Raw genomic sequence first — 19381 nt, forward strand, 5'->3', positions numbered from 1 at the left:
CCGTTCAGCCTCCCACACCATCGGATGTCGGGCCGGGGCCGCGGCGTCCGCCGCCGGGGGAGAATGGAGCAATGCCGCCGAGCGCCCTCCCGATCGCCGATCCGGCGCCCGCCGATGGACTCCTCCCCGGCTCGGCGTCCGAGGGTGCGACCGATCGTGCGTTCGGCGTCTACCTGCACGTGCCGTTCTGCCGTGTCCGCTGCGGATACTGCGACTTCAACACCTACACCGCCGACGAGCTCCGAGGAGTGAAGCGGTCGGATTTCGCCGGTCAGGCCGTAGCGGAACTCGAGTTCGCGGCTGACCGCCTCGGGCGATCCGGCGTACCGCACCGTCCTGCCGCCACGGTCTTCTTCGGCGGAGGCACACCGACCCTGCTCCCGGCGAGCGACCTCGTCGCCATGCTCGACGGTGTCCGCCGAACCACCGGCGTCGCGCCAGGGGCCGAGATCACCACGGAGGCGAACCCCGACTCCGTCGACGCCCGCTACCTCGCGACGCTCGCCGAGGCGGGCTTCACCCGGGTCTCGTTCGGCATGCAGTCGGCTGTTCCCCATGTACTCGCGACCCTCGATCGGACGCACGACCCCGATCGTGTGCCGCTCGTCGTCGGCTGGGCCCGCGATGCCGGACTCGAGGTCAGCCTCGACCTCATCTACGGGACACCCGGTGAGAGCATCGACGACTGGGCCCGCTCCCTCGACGCCGTCATCGCCCAAGCACCCGGTCACGTCTCGGCCTACGCGCTCATCGTCGAGGCCGGCACGCGACTCGCGCGCGACATCAAGGTCGGCAACGTCCCCGCGCCCGATGACGATCTCCAGGCCGACATGTACGAGCTGGCCGACGCGCGGCTCGGGGAGGCCGGATACGGCTGGTACGAGGTCAGCAACTGGGCGCGGCTCGACGCCGCCGGCCAGCCCGATCCGTTGCACCGCTCGCGGCACAATCTCGGCTACTGGCGCAGCGACGACTGGTGGGGCATCGGTCCCGGCGCGCACAGCCATCTCGGCGGGGTCCGCTGGTGGAACGCCCGGCATCCCGCCGCCTACGCCGAGCGGATCCTCCGTGGCGACTCCCCGGCGGTGGGCAGGGAGACCCTCGATGACGCGACGCGACGTGTCGAGAGGATCCTGCTGCAGGTGCGGGTGCGCGACGGGCTCGCGATCGACACGCTCGACGCCGACGCCCGTATCCAGGTCGCCGGTCTCATCGCCGACGAAATGGTCGAGGCGCCCGCGGCTCTCCGCGGACGCCTCGTGCTCACACTCCGCGGCCGGCTCCTCGCCGACGACGTGGTGCGACGCCTGACCTGAGAGCCCCGCCCCGGTGGGAGCGGGACTCCGGTGCTGCTACTTGATGAACTTGATCGTCAGCGGGTAGCTGTACATCTCGCCGCTGTTGGCCTTGATGGCCGCCATGATCGCGAAGACGATGATCACGATGTACGCCGCGGCCAGGATCAGGAAGCCGATCAGCAGGAACGTCGTGATGTATCCGACGACGATCGCGATCAGCATCGTCAGGTGGAAGTTGAGGGCCGTCTTGGCGTGCGCCTGGATGAATCCACCACGGTCCTTCAGCACCAGGTAGACGATCAGGGTCGACAGCCAGCCGAAGAAGATGCCTCCGATGTGGTCGAGGGTCGCCCAGAGGCGCTGATCCTCGGGGCTCATCGGCTGCGGCGCCTGATAGGTGGGCGGCGGTATTTCGGACATGCGGTCCCTCCAAGGGATCGGGTCAGACGGAATGGCTCATTAAAGCAACAGTGCCGGGGGCGCGTCAGCCACCGGCACTGCGCGTCGCGCTCGACGGACTACTTGATGAACCGGTAGGCGAAGGGGTAGCGATAGCTGCCGCCCTGCTGCACCCGGACGCCGCCGAGGATCGAGAAGATGACCACGACGATCCACAGGGCGAATTGCAGGAAGCCGATCAGGATGCCGAGCGGCCAGAAGATCGCACCGAGGATGGCGCTGAGGATCCAGAGAGCCACGTAGGCGATCGTCGCGGAGATCTGGAAGTTCAGCGCCTCCTTGCTCTCCTCCCGGACGAGTGCGCCGCGGTCCTTGAGGATCAGGAAGATGAGGAGGGACGGCAGCGGGCCGATGACACCGCCGAAGTGGGCGAGCGAGGCCCACAGCTTGTCGTCGGCGGCGCTGAGCGGGGCCGCAGGGGCCGCGGGCGGCGGCGAATAGGGCTGCTGCGGCGCACCGTTCACGGGATCTGACGGAGGTACGGACGAATCGGTCATGATCTGATCTGCCTTCCGGGCGATGTGTCGAGAGTTTCGAGGTCGATCCGATCCTGGCGCAGCGCCGCGCGGATTGGGCGTCAAGGTACTCCCCGCGCCAGGGCGGTGCAACCACCGATTGCGCGCGTCGCGGTAGTATTGGCACTCCACGTCGTAGAGTGCCAGGCAAGGTCGTTGCGGGGTCGCGCTCGGCCCCCTATCGCGAGGAGGGGCAATGGCATCGGATCGCAGCCTCGAGGTCCTGCGGGTCATCGTGCAGGACTACGTCTCCTCCCGTGAGCCCGTCGGCTCGAAGTCGATCGTCGAACGGCACCGCTTCGGCGTCTCCGCCGCCACGATCCGCAACGACATGGCGCAGCTCGAGGAGGAGGAGCTGATCGCGGCTCCCCACACGTCGTCGGGCCGCATCCCGACCGACAAGGGGTACCGCGTCTTCGTCGATCACCTCGCCGACCTCCGCCCCCTCTCCGCAGCGCAGAAGCAGGCCATCGAGACATTCCTCGGCTCGTCCGTGGACCTCGACGACGTGCTCGGGCGCACCGTCCGGCTGCTGTCCCAGCTGACCAGCCAGGTCGCGATGGTGCAGTACCCGACCCTGTCCCGCGCGACCGTCCGGCACATCGAGCTCGTCCCGCTCGGCCCCGATCGTGTGCTCACCGTCGTGATCACCGACGGCGGTCACGTCGCCCAGCGCGTCGTCGACCTGCACGAGTCGATCGACGAGGAGTTCCTCGGCGAACTCCGCACCCGTCTCAACGCGGCCGCCGCGGGCGTCGCGCTCCAGACGGCGTCCGATGCCCTGCGCGGTCTGGCCGACTCCTTTCCCCCTGCCCGATCCGCCGTCGTGGAGGCCGTCACGCGCGCGCTCGCCGAGCAGGTGCTCGAGGGCCGGCAGGACCGCATCGTCATGGCGGGAACCGGCAACCTGGCGCGCACCGAACGCGACTTCCCGGGCAGCATCCACCCCGTGCTCGACGCGATCGAGGAGCAGGTCGTGCTCCTGCGCCTGTTCCGCGAGATGGCGCGCGACGAGAACGGCATCGCCGTCAGCATCGGCCGCGAGAACGTGGTCACAGGTCTTGCCGAGGCTTCGGTCCTGACGAGCGGATACAGTTCCTCCTCTGGCGAACTCGCGCACCTGGGCGTGCTGGGCCCGACCAGAATGGACTACTCGAACAACATGGCGGCGGTGCGTGCCGTCGCGCGCTACCTCTCCCGGCTCCTCGGCGAGGGATGACCCCGTCCTTCCCCGCCGTGCCTGAGCGCGCGGCACCCCTGTTCCGCATGCGAAAGGCTCGAGGTTAATATCTGTGGCTGACCACTACGAAGTGCTGGGCGTCTCCCGCGAGGCGAGCACCGAGGACATCAAGAAGGCGTACCGCCGACTTGCCCGCGAGCTCCACCCCGATGTGAATCCCGGGGCCGACGCCTCCGAGCGGTTCAAGCTCGTCACGCACGCCTACGACGTGCTGAGCGACCCGCGCCAGCGCGAACAGTACGACAACGGCGGTCGCGGCGGCTTCGACGCCGGCGGATTCGGGGGATTCGGCGACATCTTCGAGACCTTCTTCGGCGGGGGCGGCGGAGGCCGGCAGTCGGGTCCCCGTTCGCGCCGCGAGCGCGGACAGGACGCACTCCTCCGCCTCGAGGTCGACCTCGACGACGTCGTCTTCGGCACGCATCGCGATGTCGAGGTCGACACCGCGGTGCTCTGCGAGACCTGCAACGGCAGCTGCGCCCAGCCCGGCACGTCCGCGGTCACCTGCGACATCTGCCGCGGTACCGGGCAGATCCAGCGCACCGTCCGTTCGCTGCTCGGCAACGTCATGACCTCCAGCCCCTGCGGCACCTGCCGCGGCTACGGCACCGTCATCCCCAACCCCTGCGCCACCTGCCAGGGTCAGGGACGGGTCCGCGCGCGCCGCACCATCCCCGTCGACGTCCCCGCCGGCGTCGAGACCGGACTGCGCCTGCAGCTCCCCGGTCAGGGCGAGGTCGGTCCCGCCGGTGGCCCGAACGGCGATCTCTACCTCGAGATCAAGGTCCGCACGCACGACACCTTCAGTCGCAACGGCGACGACCTGCTCGCCACCCTCGAGGTGCCCATGGTCGACGCGATCCTCGGCACCACGACGTCGATCCACGGACTCGACGGCGAGGTCGAGCTCGAGGTGCGTCCGGGAGTGCAGAGCGCCGACATCCTCGTCGTCAAGGGCCGCGGGGTCACCCACCTGCGCGGTCAGGGGCGCGGCGACCTGCGCGTCGGCGTCCAGGTGGTCACCCCGACCAAGCTCGACAGGCACGAGCGCGAGCTCATCGAGAAGTTCGCCGAGCGCCGCGGCAAGTCGAAGCCCCAGTTGGCCCAGTTCCATCAGGGCATGTTCGCGAAGCTGCGCGACCGCTTCATGGGCTGATCGTGGCCCACTTCTATCTCACCGAGTCGGAGATACCCGCGGTGGGCGGGACCGCGACACTGACGGGCGCCGAGGCCAAGCACGCATCGAGCGTCGCGCGCCTCCGCGTCGACGAGCAGGTGCTGGTCGGCGATGGAGTCGGCTCGATCGGGCAGGCCGTCGTGCTCTCCTCGACCCCGCAGCTCGTCGAACTCGAGGTCGTCGCCCTCGACCGGCACGACCGCCCGGCTCGCACGATCACGTTGGTCCAGGCCCTCGCGAAGGGCGACCGCGATGAACTCGCGATCCAAGCGGCGACCGAGCTGGGCGTCGATCGTGTCGTCCCGTGGCAGGCGGAGCGGAGTGTGTCCCGCTGGAACGCGGCGAAAGCCGAGCGCGGAGTCGAGCGCTGGCGGTCGATCGTGCACGAGGCCGTCAAGCAGTCGATCAGACCATGGCTGCCCGAAGTCGGCGAGCTCGCGTCCACGAAGGACGTCGCGCGTCTGGCCTCCGACGCCACCGTGCTCGTGCTCGAGCCGGCCGGGGGAGTCGCGCTCGTCGACGCCCTCACCACGCCGGGCCGGCACATCGTCCTCGTCGTCGGGCCCGAGGGCGGCATCTCGCCGGGAGAGCTCGACGCCCTGACGTCCGCGGGTGCCCATCGGGTCCGGCTCGGACCCGAGGTCCTGCGGACCTCGACGGCAGGTCCGGCCGCCATCGCCGCCATCAGCGCCCTGACCGGCCGCTGGGCCTGATTCGCGGACCGCGAACGTCTCTCGGACTCGGGCGGGGCGCTCGCGACTAGAATCGGGCGAATGGCAGATACGTCCGTGTTCTCGAAGATCCGTGCGGGGGAGATCCCCGGTGAGATCGTGCACGAGACCGAGCGCGTCTTCGTGCTCCGCGACATCGCGCCCAAGGCTCCCGTGCACCTGCTGGTGGTCCCCAAGACCGAGCAGTACCGCAACGTCGGCGAGCTCGCGGCGGGCGATCCCGACCTCCTGGCCGAGGTCATCGCAGTCGCGGGCGAAGTGGCCGACGGCGACTTCCGCCTCATCTTCAACACCGGTGAAGACGCGGGGCAGACCGTCTTCCATGTCCACGCGCACGTCCTCGCGGGCGGCCTGACGGAAGGTTCCCTTGGCGACGCCTGACGACTACGACCCGGCGGATCTCGACACCGTGGCGATCGACACGATCGGCACCAAGAAATCGGCCGAGGTCCGGATCGAGGTCGACGGCATCGCGATGGTGCGGCTGTTCGGCCCGCAGGACCGACTGCTCAAGCAGATCGAGACCGAGTTCCCGCTCGTCGAGGTGCACGCGCGGGGCAACGAGATCACGCTCACGGGCGACGCCGACTCCGTCTACGCGGCCCGCCGGCTCATCGACGAACTCCTCCTGATGGTGCGTCAGGGTCGCGAAGTCGGCCCTGTCGAGGTGGGAAGCTCCGCCCGCATCCTCGAGGCCGACCGCGGTTCGAGCCCCGCCGACCTTCTGGGGGCCCCGATCCTGTCCGCGCGCGGCAAGTCGGTCAGGCCCAAGACCCTCGGTCAGCGCGAGTACGTCGACGCGATCGACCAGAACACCATCGTCTTCGGGATCGGGCCGGCGGGAACGGGCAAGACCTACCTGGCCATGGCGAAGGCCGTCCAGGCGCTGCAGCGTCGCGAGGTCAGCCGCATCATCCTGACCCGTCCCGCGGTCGAGGCCGGAGAACGCCTCGGCTACCTGCCCGGCTCGCTCACCGACAAGATCGACCCCTACCTGCGGCCGCTCTACGACGCTCTCAACGAGATGATGGATCCCGAGCTGGTCCCCAAGCTGATGGCCAGCAACACCATCGAGGTGGCACCTCTCGCCTACATGCGCGGGCGCACCCTCAACGAGGCGTTCGTGGTGCTCGACGAGGCGCAGAACACCACTCCCGAGCAGATGAAGATGTTCCTGACCCGCCTCGGCTTCGGCTCCAAGATGGTCATCACGGGCGACATCACCCAGATCGACCTCCCCGGCGGGGCGAGCGGCCTGCAGCGCGTCACGCGGGTGCTCGACGGCATCGACGACATCCACTTCTCGACACTCACGAGCGACGACGTGGTGCGCCACACCCTCGTCGGTCGCATCGTCGACGCGTACACGAAGTTCGACGCCCAGCAGCAGCTCTGGCAGTACGAGCGCCGCGAGGGTCGTGCCGAGCGCGGCCCCGAGACGGCGAGCAAGGCGCCGTCCGACTTCCGACCGCCCCAGAACCGCGCAGAGCGCCGAGCACAGGAAGCCGCGGCCGACCAGTCGCGGAGAGGTCGCTGACCCCGTGTCCATCGAGATCACCAACGAGTCCGGTGTCACGGTCGACGAGGCCGCCATCCAGCGCCTCATGACCTTCGCGCTCGACCTGCTGCACGTGCACCCCGACGCGGATGTCGCCGTCCTCTTCGTCGACGAGGCGGCCATGGAGCGACTCCACGTGCAGTGGATGGACGAGCCGGGACCCACCGACGTGCTGAGCTTCCCGATGGACGAGCTCCGTCCCGGAACCGACGAGCGCATCACGCCCGCCGGTCTCCTCGGCGACATCGTCGTCTGCCCCCAGGTCGCACAGGCCCAGGCGCTCGAGGCCGGTCACCCGGTCCTCGACGAGATCCAGCTGCTCACCGCACACGGATTGCTGCACCTGCTCGGCTTCGATCACGCCGAAAGCGATGAGGAGCGCGAGATGTTCTCCGTCCAGCACGACATCCTCGTCGGGTTCGCCCACGAGGAGCGTCGGGGCGACGGCAGACGCGGCGGGCGGCTCCGACGATGATCGTCTGGCTGCTGCTCGTCGCCGCGTTCCTCCTCGTCGCGTTCGCGGGGCTCATGGCGGCAGCCGACTCCGCGATCGGCGCGCTCTCGCGTGCCGACATCCAGGAGGTCGCGCTCACCGCGCGAGCCCGGAAGTCGCTCGTCGCCATCGCGAGCGAGAGCAGTGCGCACGTCAACGCGATCAGCTTCCTCCGCATCACGTCCGAGACCACGGCGGCGGTCCTCGTGACCTTCGCGCTGGTCACCTCGATCGACCAGCTCTGGCTCGCTCTCCTCCTCGCCGCGCTCATCATGACCGCGGTGTCCTTCGTGCTCGTCGGCTCGAGTCCTCGCTCCGTCGGTCGCGCGCACGCCCGCACCGTGCTGCGGCTGGCGGCGCCGATCGTGCGCGGGGCCCGCGTGCTGCTCGGCCCCATCGCCGATGCCCTCGTCGCGCTGGGCAACCGGGTCACCCCGGGCCGTCCTCGCAGCGCCACGTTCACGTCCGAGGAGCAGCTGCTCAGCATGGTCGACGAGGCCACGGAGCTCGACGTGCTCGAGGAGGACGACCGCGAGCTGATCCACTCGATCTTCGAGTTCAACGACACGGTCATCCGCGAGGTGATGGTTCCGCGGACCGACATGGTGACCGTCGATGGAACGGCCAGCGTGAGCACGGCCATGGGTCTCTTCCTGGCGCGTGGGTTCTCCCGCATGCCCGTGACCGAGGCAGGCGATTCCGACGAGATCTCGGGGATCCTCTACCTTCGGGACGTAGCTCGCCTGATCTACGAGCGGCCCGCGGCCGCGGAGACGACCGTCGTCGCGCGCATCGCCCGACCGGCGCTCTTCCTCCCCGAATCGAAGAAGGCCGACGAGACCCTCCGCCAGATGCAGCTCGAGTCGAACCACATCGCCATGGTGTTCGACGAATACGGCGGAATCGCCGGACTCGTCACCATGGAGGACCTCATCGAGGAGCTCGTCGGCGACATCTCCGATGAGTACGACCGCGGTACGGCGGAGGTCGAGCAGATCGCCGAGGGCCGCTACCGGGTGAGCGCCCGCCTCCCGATCGATGAGCTCGGCGACCTCTTCGGGCTCGAGCTCGACGACGACGACGTCGACTCCGTGGGCGGCCTGCTCGGCAAGGCGCTCGGCCGCCTGCCCGTGCCGGGTGCCGTCGGACGGGTCGCGGGTCTGATCCTCACCGCCGACCGCAGCGACGGACGGCGCAAGGCCATCAGCACCGTGCTGGTCGAACGCGATCCCGACGCTCCCGTGTCGGCGTACGACACCGGTGAGGTGCGCGTCGGCGAGTCGAACCGCGAGACATCGCAGAAGGACACGGTCAGCTGATGAGCGATGCGGGAACAGGCGAGAAGGCGGCGTCGGAGACCGGTGAGTTCCGCGCCGGGTTCGTGACGTTCGTCGGGCGGCCCAACGCGGGCAAGTCGACCCTCATGAATGCGCTGGTCGGGGAGAAGGTCGCGATCACGTCGGCGAAGCCGCAGACGACGCGCCGCGCGATCCGCGGGATCGTGCACCGCCCCGGCGGGCAGCTGATCATCGTCGACACGCCTGGCATGCATCGTCCGCGGACCCTGCTGGGTGAGCGACTGAACGACGTGGTCTCGTCCACACTCGCCGATGTCGACGTGGTCGGGCTCTGCCTCCCGGCCAACGAGGAGATCGGCCCGGGCGATCGGTTCATCAACGAAGCGCTGGACCGGTATCCGCGGCACAAGAAGATCGCGGTCGTCACCAAGGTCGATCGCATCCCTCGTGACCACCTCGGCGACAAGCTGCTGGAGGTCTCCGAGCTGCGCGACTGGGCGAGCATCGTGCCGGTGTCGGCGGTCAGTGGCGTGCAGCTCGACACGCTCACGGACGAACTCATCTCGCTCATGCCGATCTCGCCCGCTCTGTACGGGGACGAGGCGGTCACCGATGAGACGCTCGAGGGTCGCATCGGCGAGCTCGTGCGCGAAGCCGCTCTCGAGGGGGTCAGCGACGAGCTGCCCCATTCCCTGGCCGTGACGATCGACGACATGATCGAGCGCGAGGACAAGAACCTCCTGCAGATCTACGTCAATCTCTGGGTCGAGCGCGACAGCCAGAAGGGCATCATCATCGGCAAGGGCGGCAGCCGCCTCCGCGAGATCGGGATCAAGGCGCGGGCGGGCATCGAGCCGCTCGTCGGCCACCCGGTCTACCTAGCGATCCAGGTCAAGGTCGCCAAGGAATGGCAGCGCGACCCGAAGCTCCTGGGCCGCCTCGGCTTCTGAGCTGCCCAGTTCGGGCAGTGTGGGAGCTCCCGCACTGCCCGAGGTGGGCAACTCGGCGAACCGTGGTCAGGTGCTGGCGGGTTCGGGGTGCTTCGCCACGAACTCCTTCGCGTTGCGGTACTGGCGGGCGAAGACGTACACGCCGACGATCACCGCGAGGGGCAGGAGGATCATCGATGTCGTCGCCCGCCCGGTGATGGAGTCCGATCCCAGCAAGATGACGGCGGACGCGGTGCCGAGCGAGATCGCGAACCAGCCGAGCGCCGCGTAGGTGTACGGCGCCAGCGTGACGAAGGTTCGGGCATAGGCGACGGCTCGCCCGAGCTGATCGGGCTCGAGCGCATCGCCCTTCTTCTGGAATACGGCGCGCGAGATCGGTCCTCCGCCGATCGGACTCTCCCCGGTGATCTCGCGCATGGCGGCGTTGGGCTTCCAGAAGACCACCAGTACGGCGATCGTTGTCAGAAATCCCGAGATACCGAAGGCGAAGGCGAGTGCGACGCGGAGTTCGACTCCGAGTGCGAGGCATACACCGCCGACGACGACGAGACCGCCGACCGCAACGGCGATCAGAGCGACGCCCCCGTGTCGGGGAGGAAGGATGGGTGCGACGTTGGTGGACGGGTCCGGTCCCGTGTACGGGTCGCCGTAGAAGTCGACGAGGGTGGACTTCCGGGGCGGTTCCGCCGCAGCGGACGTGCGGGCAGCGACGACCCCGCCGACGAACCACGAGTAGACGAGCGTCCCCGTGGCAACGGCGATGGTTGCGAGCGCGAAAAGTAGGGTGTCCGAGAAGAGGGCCGACCGGACGACCTCCAGGACGGCGCCGACGGCCAGCATCACGCCGACGACGAGGAGCACCCGCCGATCGGCCGCGCGGCGCTGACTCTCTTGGGTGTAGCGGGTGCGGGCGAGCCGGTGCTGGATCACGTAGATGTTAGGCAGCAGCATCACGAGGAATGGGAGGTTCCCGATGGCTGCGAAGGGACTGTCGCGCGGGACATCGGCGTATCCCGACGCGATCGCACTGAGAAGCAGGGCCACCACGGAGAGCAGGACTGCGCCGGTGATGTAAAGAGCTCGCATGTGAGCCTCCGCGTCCGACGGCGCGTCGGGTCGCGCTCGCGTCGATCGATCCGATCCGAGCGCAACCGCAGTGCACACTTCAAGATGAACAGGTCGGGCTCACAGGTCTTGCACAGACCTTGCTCAGGCGGCGACGCCGGCCGGCTGAGTTCCCCACTTCAGGCAGTGTCGGGGCTCTCGCACTGCCCGAAGTGGGCAGCTCGGCGCCGCTCGTAGGGCGAGGGGATGAGGTGTGTAGTCCTCAGGATGATTCGCGCCCGAAAGCCGCTCCGGCGGCTCCGGCTCGCCGTACTCTTGCGGCATGAACGACCTGATGAGCGCACGCACCGGCCCTTCCTTCGAGGATCGGCTGCTCTCGCTCTTCTCCGCCACCAACTGGGTGCGATACCGCTTCGCGGTCGAAGCCGCCGTCGCGCTCCTCTACCTGATCGTCGCGTCGCTGTCGCAGATCAGCTTCGGCGGAGTCGCGGCTATCGCGATGGCGCTGGTGCTCGCTGTCGCGATCGTGCTGCACCGAATCCAACCGCTCGCCGCGCTGACGCTCACCGCGATCACCCTCCTGTTCCAGCTGTTCTTCTACTGGGACGGCTCGATCCTCGCGATCGCCTGGTTCCCGGTGCTGGTCGTCATCTTCGGCTCCGCCGCCTACGGTCGCCGCCTGACGAAGTGGACCGGCCTCGCGTTCGCGGGCGTTCTGGCCGTCGCGGTCGGCAGCATCTCCTGGATGTTCGGCTCGCTCGGCGGCCTGTTCTACTTCGTCGCCGCCATCGGGGTGCTCGGCATCCCGTGGCTGGCGGGCGCGCTCACCCGGTCGGCGATCGACCGGCGTGCCCTCGGCGAATCGGTCGTACGCACCGAGGTGCGAGCCACCGTCGCCGAACAGGTCGCATCGCTCGAACATGAACGCAACCGGGTCGCACGCGATGTGCACGACATCGTCGCCCATTCGCTCGCGGTCGTCATCGCTCAGGCCGACGGTGCACGCTACGCCGCGAAGTCGTCCCCCGAGGCCGTCGACGGTGCGCTCGAGACCATCGCCTCGACCGCACGGGCGGCTCTCGGCGACGTCCGCGCGCTCCTCACCGAACTGCGCCACAGCCAGGGATCCGGGCCCCAGCCGGGTATGGACGATCTCGACTCGCTCGTCCGGGGCTTCCGCGAATCCGGACTCGAGATCGAGTGGACGAGCTACGGCACCGCGGTCGCGCCGAGCGACACGGCGGGACTCGCCGTCTACCGGGTCGTGCAGGAGTCGCTCACGAACGCCCTGCGGCACGGTGGGCGCACGCGACCCGTCGACCTGGAGTTCGACTGGAGCGACACCACGCTCACCGTCACGGTCACCAACGACCTCGCCTCCGACGGGGTCGTCGCGAACCCGGCGGGCCACGGGATCCCGGGTATGCGCGAGCGCGCGACCCTCGCCGGCGGCTCCTTCAGCGCGGGGGACGGCACGAACGGACGCTTCCGCGTGCGCGCCGTCGTCCCGACCGATCGCGGCCCCGCGCGGACCCAGCCGACCGCCGTCATCGGGAGCTCGATGTGACCGACACGACGACCGCCGCGCCGAACGGCGACCGCACGGCAGGGCCGATCAGGGTCGCGCTCGTCGACGACCAGGCCCTCTTCCGATCCGGACTGCGGATGCTGATCGACTCGCAGGACGACATGACCGTCGTCGGCGAGGCGGCCGACGGTGCTGCCGCGCCCGCGATGGTCGCCGCCACCGACCCCGACATCGTGCTGATGGACATCCGGATGCCGGTCGCCGACGGGATCGAAGGGACCAGGCGCGTCGTCGAGGGATCGACCGAGCGGGGGAGCGATCGCCCCCGGATCATCGTGCTCACGACGTTCGACCTCGACGAGGGAGCGGCCCGAGCCATCCGGGCCGGCGCCAGCGGCTTCGTACTGAAGGACGCCGAACCCGAATTCCTCCTGTCCGCGATCCGCACGGTGCAGGGCGGGACGGCGGTCATCGCCCCCGCCGCGACGGCGGAGCTGTTCCAGCACTTCGGTGCGGGACCCGGAGGGGATCGCGATGTGCTGCTCGCCGACCTGAGCGATCGTGAGCGGGAGATCTTCCTGCTCGCCGCGAGGGGGCTCAGCAATGCCGAGATCGCAGCCCACGAGTTTGTGAGCGACGCCACCGTGAAGACCCACGTCTCCCGAGTGCTCGGCAAGCTGGGGCTCCGCGACCGGGTGCAGCTCGTGGTCTTCGCCTACGAGCATCGGCTCGTCTGACCCCGCGCGGCCGACGTTTCCGGGCGTGCGCCGATTCGCGGCACGGCAGCCGTTCAGCGATCATTCGGCAACGTACGATCGGCGTGGGCCGGGATCGTGGCGAAGCAGGAAGACCATTCTCATCGCGGCATGAGCGAGGGGAAGATCGACCATCAGCATCGTCGACGGACCCCTGTTCATCCTGAGCTACGTCGCGACCGGTCTGCTCCTCCTCGCGCTCCTCGCCCCCCGCCCCGGCGTGCGCTGGCCCGTGCGGCGATTCCTCCCTGTGGCCGTGGGCTCCGCCCTCGTCGGCGCAGCGGCCGGAACACTGCTCACCTGGCTTCTCAGCGACGTCTGGGACGTATTCGGCGTCTCGCTCACCTGGGTGGTGCGCATCGCCGACGCCGTCGCCTTCGCCGGGTTCGCCATCGTGCTCGCCAATCTCATCTCGACTCGACTCTGGCGGGCGATCACCGCCCTCGTGGCGGCTGCCCTCACGGCGTGGTGCCTGTTCCTCACGATCAACGTCGACTTCGGCCAGTACCCGACCGTCGGCGATGCACTCGGCACCACCTATCAGGACCCCATCACCCCACCGGGAGTGAGCGAGGGGCTCACCGCGCTCGACGAGTGGACGCCTCCCGCCGACCTGCCGGCGCAAGGCATCGCCGGACTCGTCGAGATCCCCGCTGTGGCCGCGCAGTTCGAACCGCGAGAGGCCGCTATTTACCTGCCGCCCGCCGCTCTCACCGACGATCCACCGGCACTTCCCGTCGTCATCGCGCTCTCCGGTCAACCCGGCACCCCCACCGATGTCTTCAGCGCGGGCGGGGTCGCCGAGATGATGGACGGCATCGCCGCCCGCAACGACGGACTGGCTCCCATCGTGGTCGTGCCCGACCAGCTGGGCGATCCGTCGAACAACCCGATGTGCGTCGACGGGCCGTTCGGCGACTCCGCGACCTACCTGACCGTCGACGTCGTCGACTGGATCCGCGACAACCTCCCTGCGTCGGCCGACCGCGACGCGTGGACGATCGCGGGCTTCTCGCAAGGCGGCACCTGCGCGATCCAGCTCGGCGCGGGCCACCCCGACCTCTTCGGATCGATCGTCGACGTGTCTGGCGAGATCGCGCCGAGCCTCGGATCGATGCAGACGACCATCGAGCGCGGATTCGGCGGCGACATCGACGCGTACGAGGCGGCGACCCCGATCGAACTCCTCCGGGCGGGGGCCCCGTTCACGGACACCGTGGCGTATTTCTTCGCCGGCGAGCACGACGCGAAGTACTCTGCGTTCATGCGGGCGGTGTCGGCGCAGGCCGATGACGCGGGCATGACGGTCACCGCCGAGACGTCGCCGGGCACCGCTCACGACTGGAACACGGCGCGGTACGGATTCAGAACAGCGTTCGACGCGCTGTGCGAGCGGTGGGGGATCACACGATGAGAACGGCATGGGAGACGCTGCGGCGAAGCGCCGTGACCGTCTCGGTGACGCTCGTCATCCTCGTCGCGACCCTCGCCACCGGCTCCCTCTTCGGCGCCGGTTCCGGGATCCGCGACCTGTTCGGAACGAGCCCGAGCGCGTTCGTCCGCGGCATCGGTCCCCTCACCGCCGTCAGCTCCGTCCTCATCGCCGACGGGCTGGGCCCGCTCCTCCTGACTCTGCTCGCGGTCCCGACCCTGGTCGGCCTCAGCGAGCGGCTCATGGGCCACTGGCGCACCCTCGCCGTCTACGGCGCCACCGCCGTGCTGGGCATCAGCGGCGGAGTGCTGGTGCAGACGCTCCGTGGGGCGATCGACGGCGGATGGCCGATGGGGGCCGACCGGGCACCGGTCTTCGATCCGCTCACCCCTGTCGTCGGCACGATCATGGTCGCCAGCGCATTCGCCGAGCAGCTGTGGCGACGACGCATCCGTGTGCTCGGTGTGTGGGTGCTCGTCCTTCTCCTCTTGTTCTCGGGGCAGCCCGCCGACCTCTACCGGCTGGTCGCGGCGGGAGCGGGGCTCCTTCTCGGCGTCGTGCTCGCGCCCGCGGAGAGGCGCTGGATGCGGATCGCGCGCAGCTCCCACCACGAGGCGCGCACCCTGTCCGCGGCGCTCGTGCTGAGCACCGCGCTCGCGCCGCTCATCAGCATCGTGACGGCGGTGCCGTACGGCCCGGTGCACCCGCTGTCCGTCCTGCTCGGCGCCCGGCCTCCCGAGTCCGGCGCCTGCGACGTCGCAGTGGCGACGCGTGCGTGCGTCGATCTCCTGGCGCTCGAACGGCTCAGCAGCCCCGGGGGAGTGCTGCTCGCCCTGCTCCCGCTCGGCCTGCTGGCCCTCACGGTCTTCGGCCTGCTGCGCGGGCGGCGTGCCGCGGTCTGGATCGCGGTCGCCGTCTCTGTGTGGTTCAGCTTCCTGGCCGTCCTCTACAACGTGGTCCTCGTCGCGGTGCCCGACGGCGGTCAGCTGGCAGCAGGGTCGAACGGTTTCTCGCTGATCGACACCCTCCTCATCGTCTTCGTGCCGCTGGTGCTCGCCGTGCTGCTGGTCACCCAGCTGAAGCACTTCCCCGTCCGGTCGAGCCACCGCTCGCGAGTGCTGTTCCGGATCGTGGTCGGCGGGGCGTTCGTGCTGACCGGCGCGATCTACCTGACCGTCGGCGTCGTGTCCTCTGATCAGTTCGAACCGCCGGTGACCTTCGTCGCCCTCCTGCTCGACCTTCCCGAGCGCTACATGCCACCCGGTTTCCTCTCCCTGCGGCTGCTCGAATTCGTTCCCGACGGGGCCCTGGCCGAGATCGGCTACGCGTGGGTGGGGCCCGTCTTCTGGACCGCCGTCCTCGTCGCGAGCGCGTTCGTCATGGCGAGCACGTCGAGCCAGGTCCGGGCCACTGACCGCGAGCGCGTGCGCGCCCTCCTCGAACGCGGGTCCACCGGGTCCCTCTCCCATATGGCCACCTGGCAGGGGCACGAGTACTGGTTCACCGCAGACGGGTCCGCCGCCGTCGCCTATCGGGTCGTGTCAGGTGTCGCGATCACGACGGGAGGGCCGATCGGCTCCGTCGAATCCCGCTGGCAGGCCGTCCGCGACTTCTCCGACTTCTGCGATGAGAACGGGTGGACCCCCGCCTTCTACAGCGTCGACGACGAACTGCTCCCCGTCTTCGGGGAGCTGGGCTGGACCTCGACCGAGGTCGGCGACGACGCCATCATCCGTCCCGCGAACTTCACTCTCGCGGGGGGACGCTGGAAGGACGTGCGCACCTCGATGAACCGCGCCGCCAAGCTGGGCGTCACAGCCGAGTGGACGACGTGGGCCGAGCTGTCGCTGGCCACCCGGAGTCAGATCGAGGCGATCTCCGAGGAGTGGGTCGCGGGGCGCAACCTGCCCGAGATGGGGTTCACACTCGGCGGGGTCGACGAGCTCGCCGATCCCGAGGTGCGGCTCATGCTCGCGGTGACGGAGACGGGGGCGGTGCTCGCCGCGACCAGCTGGATGCCCACGTTCCGCGACGGCGTCCTGGTCGGCTGGACTCTGGACTTCATGCGCAGGCGACCCTCCAGCATGAACGGGGTCATCGAGTTCCTCATCGCGGCGACCGTGCTGCGCGCCCAGCACATCGGTCTCGACTTCGTGAGCCTGTCCGCAGCTCCGCTGTCCCGTGCCGGATCCCCGGGCGATGACAGCGGGCTCGCCCAGCAGGTGCTCGGGTATGTGGGGCGCCGACTCGAGTCGCTGTACGGGTTCCGGTCGCTCCTCGCGTTCAAGCTGAAGTTCGGTCCCGAGTTCCGGCCGATCTCGGTCGCCTACCAGGACCCGATGGAGTTGCCGGCTATCGGAATGGCCCTCGCCCGCGCCTACCTGCCGGCCATGACGATGCCGCAGGCGGTCGCGATCATGCGGGCCCTGGTGCGCCCGACCGACGCTTCGACGAGCCTCGAGCGCGAGCAGGTTCCCACCCCGTGAGCGAGCGACAGGCTCGGAACCCTGCCGCGGCGCTCGGGAGCGGTGGGTGCTACCCTTGCGGAATGCTTCTGCGTGCGCTTCTCCTTAGCCGCCGCGACGGGGTCTAGTTCTCAAACAGGCCTCCCCGTCGCGGAGTCGCGCGACGCCTGCATCTTCGTGCCGATGAGCGCGGGATGATCCAGCTCTCGAGGAGACCTACAGACCATGAAGAACACCCAGAAGCCCTCTGCGATGCCGGTGCACCGCTACCGCCCGTACACCGAGCAGTTCCGAGTCGAGCTGCCCGACCGCACCTGGCCCGACAAGACCATCACGGTCGCGCCGCGCTGGTGCGCCGTCGACCTGCGTGACGGCAACCAGGCGCTCATCGACCCGATGAGCCCCGAGCGCAAGCGCATCATGTTCGACCTGCTCGTGCGCATGGGCTACAAGGAGATCGAGGTCGGCTTCCCGTCGGCCAGTCAGACCGACTTCGATTTCGTCCGCCAGCTCATCGAGGACGGCGCGATCCCCGACGACGTCACGATCCAGGTTCTGACCCAGGCGCGCGAGCACCTGATCAAGCGCACCTACGAGTCGCTCGAGGGTGCCAAGCAGGCGATCGTGCACCTGTACAACTCGACGAGCGTCCTGCAGCGCGATGTGGTGTTCCGCACCGACCGTCAGGGCATCATCGACCTGGCTCTCGACGGCGCCCGGCTCTGCCGCGAGATGGAGAAGACCATCCCCGGCACGACCGTCTACTACGAGTACTCGCCTGAGAGCTACACCGGCACCGAGCTCGACTTCGCCGTCGACATCTGCAACCAGGTGCTCGAGATCTTCGAGCCCACCCCCGACCGCAAGGTCATCATCAACCTGCCGGCCACCGTCGAGATGGCCACGCCCAACGTGTACGCCGACTCGATCGAGTGGATGAACCGGCACCTCGCGCACCGCGAGAACGTGCTGCTCTCGCTGCACCCGCACAACGACCGCGGAACCGCGATCGCGGCCGCCGAACTGGGTTACCTCGCCGGGGCGGACCGCATCGAGGGATGCCTGTTCGGCAACGGTGAGCGCACCGGCAACGTCGACCTGGTCGCGCTGGGCATCAACCTCTTCACCCAGGGCATCGACCCGCAGATCGACTTCTCCGATCTCGACGAGATCCGCCGCACCGCCGAGTACTGCAACCAGCTGCGGGTGCCCGAGCGCAGCCCGTGGGCGGGCGACCTGGTCTACACCGCGTTCAGCGGCAGCCACCAGGACGCCATCAAGAAGGGCTTCGAGGCGATGGAGGCCACCGCTCTGGCGAACGGCGTCTCGATCGAGGACACCGAATGGGCGGTCCCGTACCTCCCCGTCGATCCGAAGGATCTGGGCCGTTCCTACGAGGCCGTCATCCGCGTCAACTCGCAGTCCGGCAAGGGCGGTGTCGCGTACCTGCTGAAGGCCGACCACTCGCTCGACCTGCCCCGCCGCCTGCAGATCGAGTTCTCGGGCGTCGTGCAGGCCAAGACCGATGCAGAGGGCGGCGAGGTCACGAGCGACCAGATCTGGGCTGTCTTCCGCGACGAGTACCTGCCGGCCGAGATCGAGGCCGACAAGTGGGGACGCTTCGAGCTGCAGCGCATCCGCACCGCGAGCGACATGACGGGCGTCGTGACGCTGAACGGTCTGCTGCGCGTGGGAGACGACGTGGTCGAGGTCGAGGGCACCGGGAACGGGCCCATCGCGTCGTTCCTCGACGTGCTGTCGAAACAGGGCGTCGAGGTGAAGCTGTACGACTACGTGGAGCACACCATGTCGGCGTCCGGTGACGCCTTGGCGGCTTCGTATGTCGAACTCGAGGTCATGGGCAAGCGCCTGTGGGGCGTCGGCATCGACGCTGACAGCGGTGTCGCCTCCTTGAAGGCGATCGTCTCGAGCGTCAACCGCGCCATCCGAGCCGACATCACCGACCAGGTGACTCTGGCCCTCGCCTAGATCGGAAATTCCGGGCATAACGCACTGAAGCCCCCGGCACGGTGCCGGGGACTCCGACGCAAAAACCGGCAACACCCACCCCCTGAGCTGGGCGCTCCGGGCGAGCGCGCACGTTGCGGCCGGCCCCGCTGCCCGGAACGTGCGCGCCCGTCGCGCCGAGACTGTCTGTTCCGGACATTGCGCACGACGTATTCCCCCGGGCAGGTGGCGCCCGATGGGCCCAGTGCGTTCGCGCCCGGAATATCCCAGCTCATGTGGATCGGAGTTCGTACGTCTTCGCGCGCACGTTGCGGCGGGTGGGGCCGGCCGGAACGTGCGCGCTCGCCCGGAACGCCCGTCGTCGCGGGCGTTCGCCGTCCGACGGGGGCCGGGTCAGCGGCGGGGCTGACGGGCGGCGAGGGCTCGCCCGGAACGCCCGTCGTCGCGGG

At 69.1% G+C, this 19381-nt stretch carries 17 protein-coding genes; 14 read left to right on the forward strand and 3 right to left on the reverse strand.

All coding sequences use genetic code 11. From position 1 onward, the window contains the following. Positions 1–71: 71 nt before the first annotated feature. Positions 72–1316, forward strand: a complete 1245-nt coding sequence (hemW, locus tag DDQ50_RS10160; RefSeq protein WP_116756621.1) for a radical SAM family heme chaperone HemW — start codon at positions 72–74, stop codon at positions 1314–1316. 36 nt (positions 1317–1352) lie between these two features. Here the strand turns inward: hemW and DDQ50_RS10165 are convergent, their stop codons facing one another. Together DDQ50_RS10165 and DDQ50_RS10170 are read right to left on the reverse strand one after the other, a co-directional pair. Continuing rightward, complete coding sequence (locus DDQ50_RS10165; protein ID WP_240614337.1) at positions 1353–1718, reverse strand: DUF4870 domain-containing protein; 366 nt, start codon at positions 1716–1718, stop codon at positions 1353–1355. 98 nt (positions 1719–1816) lie between these two features. Then, entirely contained in the window at positions 1817–2254 is a 438-nt protein-coding gene (locus DDQ50_RS10170) for a DUF4870 domain-containing protein (protein WP_116756623.1), read from the reverse strand. Between the two features lie 214 nt (positions 2255–2468). Between DDQ50_RS10170 and hrcA the strand changes: the two genes are divergently transcribed. The 8 genes from hrcA to era all read left to right on the forward strand — a co-directional run bounded on the left by hrcA (position 2469) and on the right by era (position 9719). After that, positions 2469–3491: a heat-inducible transcriptional repressor HrcA gene (gene hrcA / locus DDQ50_RS10175; RefSeq protein WP_116756624.1), complete on the forward strand. Its 1023-nt coding sequence runs from the start codon at positions 2469–2471 to the stop codon at positions 3489–3491. A 73-nt stretch (positions 3492–3564) separates the two neighbouring features. After that, positions 3565–4668 carry a molecular chaperone DnaJ gene (gene dnaJ / locus DDQ50_RS10180; RefSeq protein WP_116756625.1) on the forward strand — a complete coding sequence of 368 codons (1104 nt, stop codon included), beginning with the start codon at positions 3565–3567 and terminating at the stop codon, positions 4666–4668. Further along, positions 4668–5402, forward strand: coding sequence for a 16S rRNA (uracil(1498)-N(3))-methyltransferase (locus tag DDQ50_RS10185; RefSeq protein ID WP_116756626.1), 735 nt, complete (start codon positions 4668–4670; stop codon positions 5400–5402). Before dnaJ ends, DDQ50_RS10185 begins: the two co-directional genes overlap by 1 nt. A 60-nt stretch (positions 5403–5462) precedes the next feature. Continuing rightward, positions 5463–5801, forward strand: coding sequence for an HIT domain-containing protein (locus DDQ50_RS10190; RefSeq protein ID WP_116756627.1), 339 nt, complete (start codon positions 5463–5465; stop codon positions 5799–5801). A 94-nt stretch (positions 5802–5895) separates the two neighbouring features. Further along, on the forward strand, positions 5896–6957 hold the full coding sequence (locus tag DDQ50_RS10195) for a PhoH family protein (RefSeq protein WP_116757392.1): 1062 nt from the start codon (positions 5896–5898) through the stop codon (positions 6955–6957). Positions 6958–6961: 4 nt separating this feature from the next. Continuing rightward, complete coding sequence (ybeY, locus tag DDQ50_RS10200; protein ID WP_116756628.1) at positions 6962–7453, forward strand: rRNA maturation RNase YbeY; 492 nt, start codon at positions 6962–6964, stop codon at positions 7451–7453. Further along, positions 7450–8790: a hemolysin family protein gene (locus DDQ50_RS10205; RefSeq protein WP_116756629.1), complete on the forward strand. Its 1341-nt coding sequence runs from the start codon at positions 7450–7452 to the stop codon at positions 8788–8790. The genes ybeY and DDQ50_RS10205 overlap by 4 nt, the downstream gene beginning before the upstream one ends. Continuing rightward, entirely contained in the window at positions 8790–9719 is a 930-nt protein-coding gene (era, locus tag DDQ50_RS10210) for a GTPase Era (RefSeq protein ID WP_116756630.1), read from the forward strand. Before DDQ50_RS10205 ends, era begins: the two co-directional genes overlap by 1 nt. Before the next feature lie 66 nt (positions 9720–9785). Here the strand turns inward: era and DDQ50_RS10215 are convergent, their stop codons facing one another. After that, positions 9786–10805: a hypothetical protein gene (locus DDQ50_RS10215; RefSeq protein WP_116756631.1), complete on the reverse strand. Its 1020-nt coding sequence runs from the start codon at positions 10803–10805 to the stop codon at positions 9786–9788. A 301-nt stretch (positions 10806–11106) separates the two neighbouring features. Between DDQ50_RS10215 and DDQ50_RS10220 the strand changes: the two genes are divergently transcribed. The 5 genes from DDQ50_RS10220 to leuA all read left to right on the forward strand — a co-directional run bounded on the left by DDQ50_RS10220 (position 11107) and on the right by leuA (position 18953). Then, positions 11107–12351 (forward strand): histidine kinase, encoded by a 1245-nt coding sequence (locus DDQ50_RS10220; protein WP_116756632.1) that lies wholly within the window; start codon positions 11107–11109, stop codon positions 12349–12351. Continuing rightward, entirely contained in the window at positions 12348–13049 is a 702-nt protein-coding gene (locus tag DDQ50_RS10225) for a response regulator (protein ID WP_165829777.1), read from the forward strand. The genes DDQ50_RS10220 and DDQ50_RS10225 overlap by 4 nt, the downstream gene beginning before the upstream one ends. 268 nt (positions 13050–13317) lie before the next feature. Next, positions 13318–14481 carry an alpha/beta hydrolase gene (locus DDQ50_RS10230; RefSeq protein WP_165829778.1) on the forward strand — a complete coding sequence of 388 codons (1164 nt, stop codon included), beginning with the start codon at positions 13318–13320 and terminating at the stop codon, positions 14479–14481. Beyond that, a complete protein-coding gene (locus DDQ50_RS10235) occupies positions 14478–16985 on the forward strand; it encodes a bifunctional lysylphosphatidylglycerol flippase/synthetase MprF (RefSeq protein ID WP_116756634.1) in 2508 nt (835 codons plus the stop codon). The genes DDQ50_RS10230 and DDQ50_RS10235 overlap by 4 nt, the downstream gene beginning before the upstream one ends. A 204-nt stretch (positions 16986–17189) precedes the next feature. Next, positions 17190–18953: a 2-isopropylmalate synthase gene (leuA, locus tag DDQ50_RS10240; protein WP_116756635.1), complete on the forward strand. Its 1764-nt coding sequence runs from the start codon at positions 17190–17192 to the stop codon at positions 18951–18953. Positions 18954–19381 lie beyond the last annotated feature (428 nt).

This window comes from Amnibacterium flavum, from assembly GCF_003097495.1.
Taxonomy (GTDB): domain Bacteria; phylum Actinomycetota; class Actinomycetes; order Actinomycetales; family Microbacteriaceae; genus Naasia; species Naasia flava.

What these genes read in the sequence shown, in the direction of transcription:
- hemW (WP_116756621.1), top strand. Translation starts at nt 72, where the DNA reads ATGCCGCCGAGCGCCCTCCCGATCGCCGATCCGGCGCCCGCCGATGGA.
- DDQ50_RS10165 (WP_240614337.1), bottom strand. Translation starts at nt 1,718, where the DNA reads ATGTCCGAAATACCGCCGCCCACCTATCAGGCGCCGCAGCCGATGAGC.
- DDQ50_RS10170 (WP_116756623.1), bottom strand. Translation starts at nt 2,254, where the DNA reads ATGACCGATTCGTCCGTACCTCCGTCAGATCCCGTGAACGGTGCGCCG.
- hrcA (WP_116756624.1), top strand. Translation starts at nt 2,469, where the DNA reads ATGGCATCGGATCGCAGCCTCGAGGTCCTGCGGGTCATCGTGCAGGAC.
- DDQ50_RS10190 (WP_116756627.1), top strand. Translation starts at nt 5,463, where the DNA reads ATGGCAGATACGTCCGTGTTCTCGAAGATCCGTGCGGGGGAGATCCCC.
- DDQ50_RS10195 (WP_116757392.1), top strand. Translation starts at nt 5,896, where the DNA reads ATGGTGCGGCTGTTCGGCCCGCAGGACCGACTGCTCAAGCAGATCGAG.
- DDQ50_RS10205 (WP_116756629.1), top strand. Translation starts at nt 7,450, where the DNA reads ATGATCGTCTGGCTGCTGCTCGTCGCCGCGTTCCTCCTCGTCGCGTTC.
- era (WP_116756630.1), top strand. Translation starts at nt 8,790, where the DNA reads ATGAGCGATGCGGGAACAGGCGAGAAGGCGGCGTCGGAGACCGGTGAG.
- DDQ50_RS10215 (WP_116756631.1), bottom strand. Translation starts at nt 10,805, where the DNA reads ATGCGAGCTCTTTACATCACCGGCGCAGTCCTGCTCTCCGTGGTGGCC.
- DDQ50_RS10220 (WP_116756632.1), top strand. Translation starts at nt 11,107, where the DNA reads ATGAACGACCTGATGAGCGCACGCACCGGCCCTTCCTTCGAGGATCGG.
- DDQ50_RS10235 (WP_116756634.1), top strand. Translation starts at nt 14,478, where the DNA reads ATGAGAACGGCATGGGAGACGCTGCGGCGAAGCGCCGTGACCGTCTCG.
- leuA (WP_116756635.1), top strand. Translation starts at nt 17,190, where the DNA reads ATGAAGAACACCCAGAAGCCCTCTGCGATGCCGGTGCACCGCTACCGC.